Source organism: Kitasatospora sp. SC0581 (genome assembly GCF_048159585.1).
GTDB lineage: Bacteria > Actinomycetota > Actinomycetes > Streptomycetales > Streptomycetaceae > Kitasatospora.
In genome coordinates this window covers 70045-82317 of sequence record NZ_JBLRWA010000020.1, presented here as the reverse complement: position 1 = coordinate 82317, position 12273 = coordinate 70045, and the positions used below count along the sequence as shown (strand labels likewise).

11 protein-coding genes are annotated in these 12273 nt (G+C 74.8%); 9 read left to right on the top strand and 2 right to left on the bottom strand.

The window, feature by feature from the left end; genetic code table 11:
• The first annotated feature begins 690 nt into the window (after positions 1-690).
• The 5 genes from ACLWS4_RS26010 (at position 691) to ACLWS4_RS25990 (ending at position 6213) form a co-directional block, all read left to right on the top strand.
• Positions 691-2790 (top strand): DEAD/DEAH box helicase, encoded by a 2100-nt coding sequence (locus ACLWS4_RS26010; protein ID WP_416875334.1) that lies wholly within the window; start codon positions 691-693, stop codon positions 2788-2790.
• A gap of 128 nt (positions 2791-2918) precedes the next feature.
• Positions 2919-3800 (top strand): alpha/beta fold hydrolase, encoded by an 882-nt coding sequence (locus ACLWS4_RS26005; protein ID WP_049654106.1) that lies wholly within the window; start codon positions 2919-2921, stop codon positions 3798-3800.
• Positions 3801-4196: 396 nt separating this feature from the next.
• Entirely contained in the window at positions 4197-4355 is a 159-nt protein-coding gene (locus tag ACLWS4_RS26000) for a hypothetical protein (protein WP_158077673.1), read from the top strand.
• A 308-nt stretch (positions 4356-4663) separates the two neighbouring features.
• The gene (locus tag ACLWS4_RS25995; RefSeq protein ID WP_063780222.1) at positions 4664-5302 is read left to right on the top strand and encodes a DUF6758 family protein; all 639 of its coding nucleotides are present in this window, start codon (positions 4664-4666) and stop codon (positions 5300-5302) included.
• Between the two features lie 50 nt (positions 5303-5352).
• Positions 5353-6213 (top strand): PHP domain-containing protein, encoded by an 861-nt coding sequence (locus tag ACLWS4_RS25990; protein WP_416875333.1) that lies wholly within the window; start codon positions 5353-5355, stop codon positions 6211-6213.
• Positions 6214-6302: 89 nt separating this feature from the next.
• Here the strand turns inward: ACLWS4_RS25990 and ACLWS4_RS25985 are convergent, their stop codons facing one another.
• Entirely contained in the window at positions 6303-6944 is a 642-nt protein-coding gene (locus ACLWS4_RS25985) for a suppressor of fused domain protein (RefSeq protein WP_416875332.1), read from the bottom strand.
• Positions 6945-7427: 483 nt separating this feature from the next.
• On the opposite strand from ACLWS4_RS25985, the gene corA reads away from it, so the two are divergent.
• Positions 7428-8549, top strand: coding sequence for a magnesium/cobalt transporter CorA (gene corA, locus ACLWS4_RS25980; protein ID WP_049654109.1), 1122 nt, complete (start codon positions 7428-7430; stop codon positions 8547-8549).
• A gap of 60 nt (positions 8550-8609) precedes the next feature.
• Here corA and ACLWS4_RS25975 read toward each other — a convergent pair whose 3' ends face one another.
• A complete protein-coding gene (locus tag ACLWS4_RS25975) occupies positions 8610-9578 on the bottom strand; it encodes a DMT family transporter (RefSeq protein ID WP_049654111.1) in 969 nt (322 codons plus the stop codon).
• Positions 9579-9663: 85 nt separating this feature from the next.
• Between ACLWS4_RS25975 and ACLWS4_RS25970 the strand changes: the two genes are divergently transcribed.
• The 3 genes from ACLWS4_RS25970 (at position 9664) to ACLWS4_RS25960 (ending at position 12255) form a co-directional block, all read left to right on the top strand.
• On the top strand, positions 9664-10203 hold the full coding sequence (locus tag ACLWS4_RS25970; RefSeq protein ID WP_049654123.1) for a hypothetical protein: 540 nt from the start codon (positions 9664-9666) through the stop codon (positions 10201-10203).
• A gap of 128 nt (positions 10204-10331) precedes the next feature.
• Complete coding sequence (locus ACLWS4_RS25965; RefSeq protein ID WP_049654112.1) at positions 10332-11630, top strand: magnesium transporter MgtE N-terminal domain-containing protein; 1299 nt, start codon at positions 10332-10334, stop codon at positions 11628-11630.
• Positions 11620-12255 carry a DUF1003 domain-containing protein gene (locus tag ACLWS4_RS25960; protein ID WP_416875331.1) on the top strand — a complete coding sequence of 212 codons (636 nt, stop codon included), beginning with the start codon at positions 11620-11622 and terminating at the stop codon, positions 12253-12255. The genes ACLWS4_RS25965 and ACLWS4_RS25960 overlap by 11 nt, the downstream gene beginning before the upstream one ends.
• Positions 12256-12273 lie beyond the last annotated feature (18 nt).

Here is a 12273-nt window from a genome sequence, read left to right as displayed (position 1 = left end):
CCGCAACTTTAGTCCCGCCCGCCTGTCCGCCCCACCACCAGGCACGCCCGGGTGACCGCCCGGACCGGCCGCTCCGGTGGCAGTTGCCGGGGGCAATGTCAGACGCGTCACGTGTTCGAGTCGTCGCCTGACTGTATGGTGGTACGGAGCCCGTCGTGTTCGCATGGTGTCACCGCCGTCTCGGTACCCCGCGCGAACCCTCCGTAGCGGCACCGTCCAACCGGACGTGTCCGCACCGGTGGCACGGGTACTCACGTACGCGGATGCCCGGTCGGAGAGCCGATCGGCTCCGACCATGGCTTGGACCTCAAGCCTTGGCACCGCATCAGTGGCCGAGCGAGGGCCGCCGAGACCACGCCCCGAGGCGGAGGTCCCGCGCAGGTCCCTCACGGGAATCCTCCCTGACGCCGCCGGCGACGCGCCCCGCACCGGGCAGCGCGCACCGGCCGGCCGCAGGGACCGGCGCGGTTGTGCGTCCGCGCAGCTGTACCAGGGCCGTCCAGGCCCGTAGACAGCCGCGCGGCTGCCCGCCCGCCGCTCGCTCTCGGCCCTTTCGAAAACGGAAGAGGCAGCACCCTGTCCACCACCGCTGAACCCATCAAGACGACCTTCCGGGACCTGGGGATCCTCCCGGAGACCGCCGAGGCACTCGAGTCCGTCGGCATCGTCCACCCCTTCCCCATCCAGGAGATGACCCTCCCGGTCGCGCTGACCGGCCACGACGTCATCGGCCAGGCCAAGACCGGCACCGGCAAGACCCTCGGCTTCGGCCTCCCGCTGATCGAGCGGGCCATCGTGCGCGCCGACGTGGACGCGGGCCGGGCGACCGAGGAGCAGCTCTCCGACTTCCCGCAGGCGCTGATCGTCGTCCCGACGCGCGAGCTCTGCACCCAGGTCACCAACGACCTCCAGACCGCCGGCAAGGTCCGCAACGTCCGCGTGCTCGCGGTCTACGGCGGCCGGGCGTACGAGCCGCAGGTCGAGGCGCTCAACAAGGGCGTCGACATCGTGGTCGGCACCCCGGGCCGCCTGCTGGACCTCGCCGGGCAGAAGAAGCTGAACCTCTCGAAGGTCCGCGCGCTGGTCCTGGACGAGGCCGACGAGATGCTCGACCTGGGCTTCCTGCCCGACGTCGAGAAGATCATCACCATGCTGCCGGCCAAGCGGCAGACCCTGCTGTTCTCGGCCACCATGCCGGGCCAGGTCATCAGCCTCGCCCGCCGGTACATGAGCCAGCCGACCCACATCCGGGCCGCCGCCCCGGACGACACCGGCGCTACCGTCGCCAACATCGAGCAGCACATCTTCCGTGCGCACTCGCTGGACAAGGTCGAGATGGTCTCGCGCATCCTGCAGGCCGACGGCCGCGGGCTGGCGATGATCTTCTGCCGCACCAAGCGCACCGCCGCCGACGTCTCCGACCAGCTGACCCAGCGCGGCTTCGCGGCCGGCGCGGTCCACGGCGACCTCGGCCAGGGCGCCCGCGAGCAGGCCCTGCGGGCCTTCCGCAACGGCAAGGTCGACGTGCTGGTCTGCACCGACGTCGCGGCCCGCGGCATCGACGTCGAGGGCGTCACCCACGTCATCAACTACCAGTGCCCCGAGGACGAGAAGACCTACCTGCACCGGATCGGCCGCACCGGCCGGGCCGGCGCCTCCGGCACCGCCGTCACCCTGGTCGACTGGGACGACATCCCGCGCTGGCAGCTCATCAACAAGGCGCTGGACCTGTCGTTCAACGACCCGGAGGAGACCTACTCCACCTCGGCGCACCTGTACGAGCTGCTGAAGATCGCGCCGGGCACCAAGGGCATCCTGCCGCGCTCGGAGCGCACCCGCGCCGGGCTCAACGCGGAGGAGGTCGAGGACCTCGGCGAGACCGGTGGACGCGGTGCCCGCGCGCCCCGCGGCGGTCGCGGTGGACGCGGCGGCCAGGGCGGCTCGGACCGTCCGGGCGCCGGCTCCGGCTCCGACCGTCCGGGCTCCGACCGTCCGGGCTCCGACCGTCCGGGCTCCGGCGCGGCCGAGGCCGAGGAGCAGAAGCCGCGCCGCAACCGTGAGCGCCGCCGCACCCGTCGGGGCGCGGCGGTCGGCACCGAGGGCGAGGCCGCTGCCGGCGTGACCGAGGCCGCCGCGGCGGCTCCGGCCGTCGAGGGCGCCGAGGGCGAGGCCGCGCCGCGCCGTCGCCGCCGCCGCTCGCGCGGCGGTGCCGCCGCTGCCGAGGCCGTCGTGGCGGTCGAGGCGACTCCGGTCGCCGAGGCCGTCGTGGCCGAGGCCGTGGCGGTCGTCGAGGCCGCCGTCGAGGCGATCGCGGAGGCTCCGGCCCCGGCGAAGAAGGCCACCCGCACCCGGACCCGCAAGCCGAAGGCGGAGGCCGTCGAGACCGCCGCCCCGGCCGCCGAGGCGGCTCCGGTCGCCGAGGCGGTCGTCGAGGCTCCCGCCCCGGCCAAGAAGGCCACCCGGGCCCGCAAGCCGAAGGCGGAGGCCGTCGAGGCCGCCGCCCCGGCCGCCGAGGCCACCGAGGCTCCGGCCCCGGTGAAGAAGGCCACCCGCGCCCGGAAGCCGAAGGCCGAGGCCGTCGAGGCGGCTCCGGTCGCCGAGACCGCCGCCGAGGCTCCCGCCCCGGCCAAGAAGGCCACCCGGGCCCGCAAGCCGAAGGCCGTCGCCGAGACCGCCCCGGAGGCCCCGGCCGCCGAGGCCGCCGAGGCCGCCACCGAGGTCCCGGCCCCGCGCAAGCGCACCCGCACCCGCAAGGCGGCGGCGCCCGCGGAGGCCACCCCGGAGAGCTGACACCCCCGTGTCTCCCCCCGAGGGGGCGGGCCAGGCCACCCGGCCCGGCCCGCCCCCTCGGGCGTTCCGCCCGCCTCCTAAGCTCGGGGCGTCGGGGAGCGCCGACAGGACAGCAGGGAGAGCAGCCCATGAGCACGCCGCCGTTTCTGACGCTGCCCGGGTGCGCGCGGGCCGAGCGGCTGGTGACCGGGCGCGGGGAGTTCGCGGCGCTGCGGGCGGAGCCGGCCGGGCCGGTGCGCGGCTCGGCGCTGCTGGTGCCGGGGTTCACCGGCAGCAAGGAGGACTTCATCGCGCTGCTGGAGCCGCTGGCGGCCGCCGGGTACCGGGTGACGGCCGTGGACCAGCGCGGGCAGTACCAGACCGGCGGTCCGGACGATCCGGCGGCGTACGCCGTCGGGGCGCTCGGCGCGGACGTACGGGCGCTCACCGGGGTGCTGGCGGCCGAGGCCGGGGGCGCCCCGCCGCACCTGCTGGGGCACTCCTTCGGCGGCCAGGTGGTGCGCGAGGCGGTGCTCGCCGCGGCCGCGGAGGGCCCGCTGCCCTGGCGGTCGCTGACCCTGGTGTCCACCGGCCCGGGCGCGATCGACCCGGCCGAGGCGGTCCGCACCGGGCTGCTGCTGGACGCCCTGCGGGGGATGGACCTGGAGCAGATCTGGCAGGTCATGCGGCAGCTGGAGGCGGAGAGCGGGCAGCCGCGGCCGAGCCTGGAGCCGGCCGTCGCGGAGTTCCTGCACCGCCGCTGGCTGGCCAACGTGCCGCGGGCGCTGTCCGTCACCGGTGCTCACCTGGTGGCCGCGCCGGACCGGGTGGCGGAGCTGGCCGCCGCCACCGCCGGGCTGCCGGTGCTGGTGCTGTCCGGGGTGCGGGACCACGCCTGGCCGGTCCCGGAGCAGACCGCGATGGCCGAGCGCCTGGGCGCCCGCCGGGTGGTGGTCGCGGACGCAGGCCACTCCCCCAACGCCGAGCAGCCGGCCGCCACGGCCGGGGCGCTGGCCGCGTTCTGGGCCTGACCGACGCGGTCGGGGCCGCGCCGGTTCCCCCGGTCCGCCGAAAGTGGTCTGTACCACTTCTTCAAGTTCGATCGGCTTCAACACAGGACAAAATTCGTTAGTTACGGTAATCTTTGATTCTGTCCGGGAATCATCGCCGGCCTCCACCGCGGCACCGATCACCCGAAACCTGGACTTCACGGACGGGCAACGGCCCGGTAGCACCGCCACGACACCGTGGTGCACGAGGCACTGGACGCACCAGGCAAGCAGGGGGAGCCCTTGCCGCAGCAGACCGCCACACGCGCGACGACCCGCCCGATCCGGCCTCACCTCCGGATCCGCAAGACCCCGAGAGAGCTGATACCGACTCAGCCGCCCCCGCCCCGCCCCGCGGGGCCAGGAAAGGAGACGCCCATGACGAAGACCATGCGCTTCGAGATCGTCCGACTCGACGAGACCAACGGCTCCGCCGCCGACCGCCAGATCGCCGACGCCGCCACCGTGCGCGAGGTCGTCCAGGCCGCCGCCCGCACCGGCGAGCGCCTGCTCATCCGTCCGTGCCCGACCGTCTGACCCGGCGCGGCGCCTCCGACCGGGAGGCCTCACCCGCCGCCGACGAGCCGGGAGCGTCCGATCCGGACGTTCCGATACCCGACTGACGCCCCGTCACCGCATTCGCCGATGACGGGGCGTCAGTGTTTCCGGGGTCGGCACCCCGGACGTTTGCCGCCGCCCGGGACGGGACATCCCCCAACGGGAACCGCCCGTGCCACGCCCACCCGGCGCCGGTCCGGGCGCCCGCCACCGACAGGTGCCGCCGAGCCCTCCGTACGGGTGATCGTCCTTGACGCGGCGGTCCGGAGGGAGGAGCGTTGACGGCTATGAGGGGCGAGCCCAGCTGCCCGAGGTGCGCCGGTCGGGTCCGCGCCCCCGGTCTGTTCTCAGACACCTGGCAGTGCGACCGGCACGGAGCCGTGCACCCGATGCAGCCCGTGCTGCCCCCGAGTGTGGAGGCCCTCGGCGTCGCCGTCGCCCGCTCCCAGGTCCCGGTCTGGCTGCCCTGGCCGCTCCCGGTCGGCTGGCTCTACACCGGCATCGCCCACGTCGGCGACGACGTCTCGGGCGCCCGGGCCACCGCCGTCGCCTGCTCCGGTCCCGCGCCGCTCGGCGGCTTCGGCGAGCTGGTGCTGGTCGCCGAGGAGCTGGGGGTCGGCCTCGGCGCCCGCTACGCGGGCCTGTCCGGGCCGGACCCGGGCGACTCCGTCGGCCTCTACAAGCCCGCCGACGCCAAGCTGCTGGCCGCCGGCCGGCCCACCCCGATGTTCCACGTCCCGGACGCCCCGGCCGACCGCGCGGTGTTCGTCGGCGAGGCCCGCGGGCTCTGGCTCTGGGCGGTCGCCTGGCCCGAGCAGTCCGCGCTGGTGATGTACGACGAGCTGGTGCTGACCGACCTGCGCGAGGCCGGCGCCGAACTGGACCTGCTGCCCTGCGGGGCGCTCTCCCCCCGGCTCCTCGGCTGACGGCTGGGCCTATCCTGGGCGGCACCCACGAGCCTCCAGGAGCCCGATCCGTGCGCATCGACCTGCACGCCCACAGCAACGCCTCCGACGGCACCGACAGCCCGGCCGAGCTGGTCGCGGCGGCCCTCGCCGCGGGCCTCGACGTGGTGGCGCTGACCGACCACGACACCGTGGCCGGCCACGCCGAGGCCGCCGGGGCGGTGCGCGCACTGCCCGCGGGCAGCCGGCTGACCGTCGTCCCGGGCGCCGAGCTGTCCTGCGCCGTGGACGGCATCAGCCTGCACCTGCTGGCGTACCTGTTCGACCCCGAGGAGCCGGAGTTCGCGCGCGAGCGGGACCTGGTGCGCACCGACCGGTTCCGGCGCGGGCGGGCGATCGTGGAGCGCTGCCGGGAGCTCGGCGCGGAGATCAGCTGGGAGCAGGTGCGGCGGATCGCCGGGGCCGGCTCGGTCGGCCGGCCGCACATCGCCAGCGCGCTGGTCGAGGCCGACGTGGTCGCCACCGTCTCGGACGCCTTCACCGCCGACTGGCTGGCCAACGGCGGGCGGGCGGACGTCCGCAAGCACGAGACCGACCCGGTCACGGCGGTCCGGCTGGTCCGGGCGGCCGGCGGGGTGCCGGTGTTCGCCCACCCGGGCGCGGTCAAGCGCGGCCGGACGGTCTCCGACCAGGTGATCGCCGACCTCGCGGCGGCCGGACTGGCCGGGCTGGAGGTCGACCACACCGACCACGACGAGGAGACCAGGGAGCGGCTGCGCGGCCTGGCCGGCGAACTCGGCCTGCTGGTCACCGGCTCCAGCGACTACCACGGCACCCGCAAGACCGTACGGCTCGGCGAGCACACCACCGACCCGGAGGTGTACGGGGCGCTGCTGGCGCAGGCGACCGGCGCGAAGCCGATCGAGCGCTGAGCGGACGCGAACGAACGCGAACGCCGGGCCAGGGGATCATGAGTCCCTTGGCCCGGCGTTCGGAGTTTCGGAGTACGGCCGGGCGGCGGTCAGTCCAGCCGGACGCCGCGTCGGCCCGGGTCGCGCAGGTCGGCGCCCTGGTCGAGCCAGCGCTCCTGGAGCGCGGCCGCGCCGTGCACCCGCTTCCAGCCCGCCTCGTTGGGCGTCATCGGCAGCAGCGGCAGGAAGCGGACCGGGTCGGCCGGGTCGGCCAGCTCCAGGTCCTCGACCAGGCCGCCCGGTTCGGCCGCGAGCACCGAGGTGAAGGGCGCGCCGTCCCAGAGCGGCGAGCCGAGGTCCAGCGAGCCGCCCGGGGCCACCACCAGGCCCTCGACCTGCGGGGTGGCGGCGAAGGTGGCCAGGGTGCGCAGCACGCTGTCGCGCCCGCCCCGGACCGTCAGCACCAGTTCGACGCGCGGGCCGCGGACCTGGTCGGCGACCGGCGCGGTCGGGTCGGCCATCGGTGCGGCGGACATGCCGAGCGTCGCGTACCGCACCAGGCCCTCGGCGTCCGGGCCGAAGCGCAGCACCTCGATCCGGTCGGCGCCGAGGAAGGTGACCGCGGCGCGGCCGCCCGGTTCGCCGAAGGTGGAGATCAGCCGGGCCTCGACGGCGGCCAGCACCGCCTCCCGGGTGAGCTCCGGGGAGCTGCCGCCGTGGGGGTCGCCGAAGAGCGGGAAGTCGTGCGCCATGCCGGTGAGCGTAACCCCCGGGGGTTCGCGGGCCGCGTGCGGGCGGGCCGGAGGCGGTCGGCGGCGGTGCGGCGGGGCGCCGTGGCGCGGCAACGGCCGGGCGGGGCAAGGATCCCGTAAAGCCTTCGGAAACCTCCGGGAACCCCTCGGCCTCGACGCCCGGTCAGATGTTAGGGTGAGCGACTGGCCACCGGGATCGTTCGTCCCGGGGCGGCGGCGCGAAGGAGGTGGTTGCGGTGGATACCGGCCGACCATGCAGTACCGGCAGCTCTGCCCGGCCCCGACTTCCCCGTACCCCGCGCCCCGCAGGCCCAACCGGCTGAATCAGCCGCGGTAGCCCCGGGCACAGGCCCCACGGCGGACGGACCGGCCGGGAGAGCACTTTCATCCCCCGTTTCACCGGTGTTCTCCGCCGTCGTACCGCGGCCGAACGTTTTTCCTTCCGCGCGGCCGCGCGACGGTTCCTGCCTCTGGGAGCCTGCCATGTCGATGATCAACAGCCTGCGCGCCGCCGTCCGCACCAACCGCCGCCGGGGCGCGGCCGGCGTCTACGCCGTCCTGCCCGAGGACGCCGGTTCGGCGGTCGTGGACTGCGCGGTCTACCAGCACGGCAAGCGCAGGGGCGAGACGTGCAGCCCGCGCGAGGCCGCCCACCGGGTCAAGGCCGCCCACCAACTCCCCGAGGGCGAGGGCTCGTTCAGCTGGATCGGGCTGCACGAGCCGACCGAGGCCGAGTTCGAGGGGATCGCCCAGCGCTTCGGCCTGCACCCGCTCGCGGTCGAGGACGCGGTGCACGCGCACCAGCGGCCCAAGGTCGAGCGCTACGACGACGTGCTGTTCGCCGTCTTCAAGACCATCCGCTACGTCGAGCACGACCAGCTCACGCCCACCAGCGAGGTGGTGGAGACCGGCGAGCTGATGGTCTTCGCCGGCCGGGACTTCGTGATCACCGTCCGGCACGGCGGCCACGGCTCGCTGCAGGAGCTGCGCCACCGGTTGGAGGCCGACGCGGACGAGGCCGGGCTGCTCTCCAAGGGCCCGGCGGCGGTGCTGCACGCGATCGCCGACCACGTCGTGGACAACTACCTGCTGGTCGCCGAGCGGCTCCAGAACGACGTGGACGAGATCGAGTACGGCGTCTTCTCGGCCAAGGGCGGGCGCAGCGCCGACGTCGGCCGGGTCTACCAACTCAAGCGCGAGGTCCTGGAGTTCAAGCGTGCCGTGGCGCCGCTGCTGCGCCCGATGCAGCAGCTGTCCGAGCCGCTCCAGCGGCTGGTCGACCCGGACATCCAGAAGTACTTCCGGGACGTCGCCGACCACCTGGCCCGGGTCGCCGAGCAGGTGCACGGCTTCGACGAGCTGCTGAACTCGCTGCTCCAGGCGAACCTGGCGCAGGTCTCGGTGGCGCAGAACGAGGACATGCGCAAGATCACCGCCTGGGCGGCGATCTTCGCGGTGCCCACCATGATCACCGGCGTCTACGGCATGAACTTCGAGTACATGCCGGAGCTGCACCACAAGTACGGCTACCCGACGGTGCTCGGCGCGATCGTGCTGATCTGCTTCGGGATGTACCGGGGCTTCCGCCGCAACGGCTGGCTCTGACCGCGCCGGCGTCGGCACCCGGGCCCCCGCCGAGGGCGGCACCCCGGCCGGAGCCGGCGGTCAGCGTCGCCCGCCGCGGGCGACCAGGACCAGCCCGAGCAGGATCAGCACCACCGCCGGGTAGGCGGCCGCCGGCGGCCACTGGCCCAGCCAGAGGGCGGCGATCAGCGCCGCGCCCGGCGTCTCCAGCAGGATCGCGGTCGAGGTGACGGACGGCCCGAGGCTGCGCACCACGCGGTTGCTCAGCGAGTGGCCGAGCAGCTGGGCGGCGACCATCAGCAGCACGATCTGCCACCACACCCCGGCCGGCCACCCGGCCAGCGGCGTGCCGGCGACCAGGCAGATCCCCAGCAGCACCACCGCCGTGGTGGCGTAGCAGACCAGCGTGTACGCGGTGGTGCTGACGGTCTTGCGGACCTCGGCGCCCAGCAGCATGTACCCGGCCGCGGCCAGGCCGGCGGCGAGCGCGAGCGCGTCGCCGAGCAGCGCGCGCGGGGAGAGCGAGAGGTCGACGCCGGTCAGCACCAGCACGCCGGCGAAGGCGACGACCGTGCCGAGCCAGACCAGCCGCGGCGCCCGGACGCCCATCAGCCGCATCAGCAGGATGGTCCACAGCGGGGTGGTGGTGACCAGGGCGGTGGCCGAGGCCACCGAGGTCATCCGCAGGCTGGGCATCCAGAGCGCGAAGTGCACGGCGAGCAGCGCCCCGGCGGCCACCGCGAGCAGCAGCGCCCGCCGGCCGATCCCGCGCAGTTCGGCGCGGTGGCGCAGCAGCGCGTACGGGCCGAGGACGCCGACCGACATGACGTTGCGCCAGAGGGCGATCGCCAGCGCGGGCGCGGCGGTGGCGCTGATCAGCGGGCCGGACAGCGAGATGCCGCCGATCGAGACCGCGAGCAGCAGCAGGTCGAGGGTGGGCAGCGGGTGCGCCGGCCCCGGGTCGGCGGTCGCGGGGGCGGCGGAGGGGGCGGTCGCGGGCCGGGCGGCGGGCACGGCGCTCCTTGCTGGTCGCGGGGGTGGGGCGGTCATACGGTAAGGCCCGTGGCGGCGCAATGGAACTGTCGCCCGGAGGCTGAGACACCCGGTGGACGCCGAAAGCCGTACGCTGTCCGCCATGGACCGTACGCCCGCCGCCGCGACCGCCGACGACTTCCTCGACCGGGCCCTGCTGGAGGAGGCCGCGAAGAAGTCCGGCCTGCTCTGGGTGCGCGCGGACGGGCAGGAGCAGGCCCGGCCGCTGTGGCACGCCTGGCACGACGGCGCGGTCGTGGTGGTCGGCGGGGGCGCCGAGCAGCCGCTGCACGGCCTGGAGCCCGGCGCCGGGGCCGTGGTCACCGTCCGCAGCAAGGACAAGGGCGGCCGGCTGACCGGCTGGAGCGCCCGGGTGGTCGAACCCGCCCCGGGCAGCGAGGCCTGGCTGGGCGCCGTCGAGGAGCTCAAGGGCAAGCGGCTGAACGCGCCCGACACCGACGCCATCACCGAGCGCTGGGCCCGCGAGTGCCGGGTGCTGCGGCTGGAGCCGACCGGCCCGCTCACCGAGCACCCCGGGGCGATGCCGGACGGCTCGCACGCCGCCCAGCCGATGCCCACCCCGGCCACCACCCGGCTGCCGATCCCGGCCGGCCTGCCCAAACTGCTGTTCAAGCGCCGTTAAAGGTTCATGCCCAGGACGCGTCCGGCGGCTACCGTGCCTCCCGGCCGGGCCCGGAACACGCGGGTAGCCTTGGCCGCGAGTGCGCCCCCGGCGCACCCGGTACGGCGTCGAGCGAGTCGAGGGAGTCCATGGCAGGGCCAGGCACCCGGGTCTTCATCTCCCATCTGTCCGCCATCGCGGTGTTCGACCCGAACGGCGACCAGGTCGGGCGGGTCCGGGACGTGGTCGTGTCGCTGCGGCTCGGCGGCCGCCCGCCGCGCGTGCTCGGCCTGGTGGTCGAGGTGGTCGGCCGGCGCCGGATCTTCCTGCCGATGACCCGGGTGACCAGCCTGGAGTCCGGCCAGGTGCTCACCACCGGCGTGATCAACCTGCGCCGCTTCGAGCAGCGCCCCTCCGAGACCCTGGTGCTCGCCGAGCTGCTGGACCGCACCGTCACCTGGTCCAAGACCGCCGAGGACGTCACCGTGCTGGACGTCGGCATGGTGCAGACCCGGCTGCGCGAGTGGGAGATCAGCAAGGTCTTCGTCCAGGTCGGCCGGGCCGGCCGGCTGCGCAAGGGCAAGGGCGAGCGGCTCACCCTGGACTGGCAGGACGTCACCGGCTTCTCGCTGCCCGAGCAGGACCAGGGCGCGGCCAACCTGCTCGCCACCTTCGAGCAGCTGCGCCCCGCCGACCTCGCCAGCGTGCTGCACCACCTGTCCGCCAAGCGCCGGGCCGAGGTCGCCGCCGCCCTCGACGACGAGCGGCTGGCCGACGTCCTGGAGGAGCTGCCCGAGGACGACCAGGTCGAGATCATCGGCAAGCTCCAGGAGGAGCGCGCCGCCGACGTCCTGGAGGCGATGGACCCGGACGACGCCGCCGACCTGCTCTCCGAGCTGCCCGGCGACGAGGCCGAGCGGCTGCTCCAGCTGATGGAGCCGGACGAGGCCGCGCCGGTGCGCCGCCTGCTGACGTACGAGGAGGACACCGCCGGCGGTCTGATGACCACCGAGCCGATCGTGCTGGAGCCGGACGCGACGGTCGCCGAGGCGCTGGCCCGGGTCCGGGTCAGCGACCACAAGCCCGCGCTGGCCGCGCAGGTCTTCGTCTGCCGCCCGCCGAACGAGACCCCGACCGGCCGCTACCTGGGCACCGTGCACTTCCAGCGGCTGCTGCGCGAGCCCCCGTACGTCCTGGTCGGCTCGCTGGTCGACGACGACCTGGACCCGCTGCCGCCGGACACCCCGCTGTCGCTGATCACCAGCTACCTGGCGACCTACAACCTGGTCGCCGCGCCGGTCGTCGACGACGCGGACCACCTGCTCGGCGCGGTGACCGTCGACGACGTGCTCGACCACCTGCTGCCGGACGACTGGCGCGACGCCGCGCTGCACGCCCACGACGAGGTCCGCGACGACGAGACGGAAGGGGTGACCGATGGACGGTGACCGCAGCGGACGGTCGGACGACTCCGCACGCCGGCGCCTCCAGGGCGAACTGCGCCAGCTGCGACAGCTGCGCGAGCTGCGCACCCGTGAGGGCGCCCGGGACCGGCGCGCGGAGACCGCGCCGATCACCGGCACCGGCCGCGCCCGGCTCGACCAGCCGCGCACCGCCCGGCCCGGCCTGCTCACGCTGCCCTCCTACGACCCGGAGGCCTTCGGCGTCCTGTCCGAGCGGATCGCCCGCTTCCTCGGCACCGGGCGGTTCATCGTCTGGATGACGGTGGTGGTCGTCGTCTGGATAGCGTGGAACACGCTGCTGCCGATGTCCGTGCGCTTCGACGAGTACCCGTTCATCTTCCTGACCCTGGCACTGTCCCTGCAGGCCTCGTACGCGGCCCCGCTGATCCTGCTGGCGCAGAACCGGCAGGACAACCGGGACCGCGTCAACATGGAGCAGGACCGCGCCCGCAGCGACCGCAACATCGCCGACACCGAGTACCTGACCCGCGAGGTCGCGGCCCTCCGGCACGGGCTCGGCGAGGTCGCCACGCGTGACTTCATCCGGTCCGAACTCCAGTCCCTGCTCAAGGAGATCGACGAACGCCGGGAGGCCCCCGAGCCGCTGTGACCCGCGGCACGCTACCGA

Coding starts and splice junctions, on each gene's coding strand:
- ACLWS4_RS25960 (WP_416875331.1), top strand. CDS start 11,620: ATGGACGGTGACCGCAGCGGACGGTCGGACGACTCCGCACGCCGGCGC.
- corA (WP_049654109.1), top strand. CDS start 7,428: ATGTCGATGATCAACAGCCTGCGCGCCGCCGTCCGCACCAACCGCCGC.
- ACLWS4_RS25985 (WP_416875332.1), bottom strand. CDS start 6,944: ATGGCGCACGACTTCCCGCTCTTCGGCGACCCCCACGGCGGCAGCTCC.
- ACLWS4_RS25995 (WP_063780222.1), top strand. CDS start 4,664: ATGAGGGGCGAGCCCAGCTGCCCGAGGTGCGCCGGTCGGGTCCGCGCC.
- ACLWS4_RS26005 (WP_049654106.1), top strand. CDS start 2,919: ATGAGCACGCCGCCGTTTCTGACGCTGCCCGGGTGCGCGCGGGCCGAG.
- ACLWS4_RS25965 (WP_049654112.1), top strand. CDS start 10,332: ATGGCAGGGCCAGGCACCCGGGTCTTCATCTCCCATCTGTCCGCCATC.
- ACLWS4_RS25975 (WP_049654111.1), bottom strand. CDS start 9,578: ATGACCGCCCCACCCCCGCGACCAGCAAGGAGCGCCGTGCCCGCCGCC.
- ACLWS4_RS25970 (WP_049654123.1), top strand. CDS start 9,664: ATGGACCGTACGCCCGCCGCCGCGACCGCCGACGACTTCCTCGACCGG.
- ACLWS4_RS26000 (WP_158077673.1), top strand. CDS start 4,197: ATGACGAAGACCATGCGCTTCGAGATCGTCCGACTCGACGAGACCAAC.
- ACLWS4_RS26010 (WP_416875334.1), top strand. CDS start 691: ATGACCCTCCCGGTCGCGCTGACCGGCCACGACGTCATCGGCCAGGCC.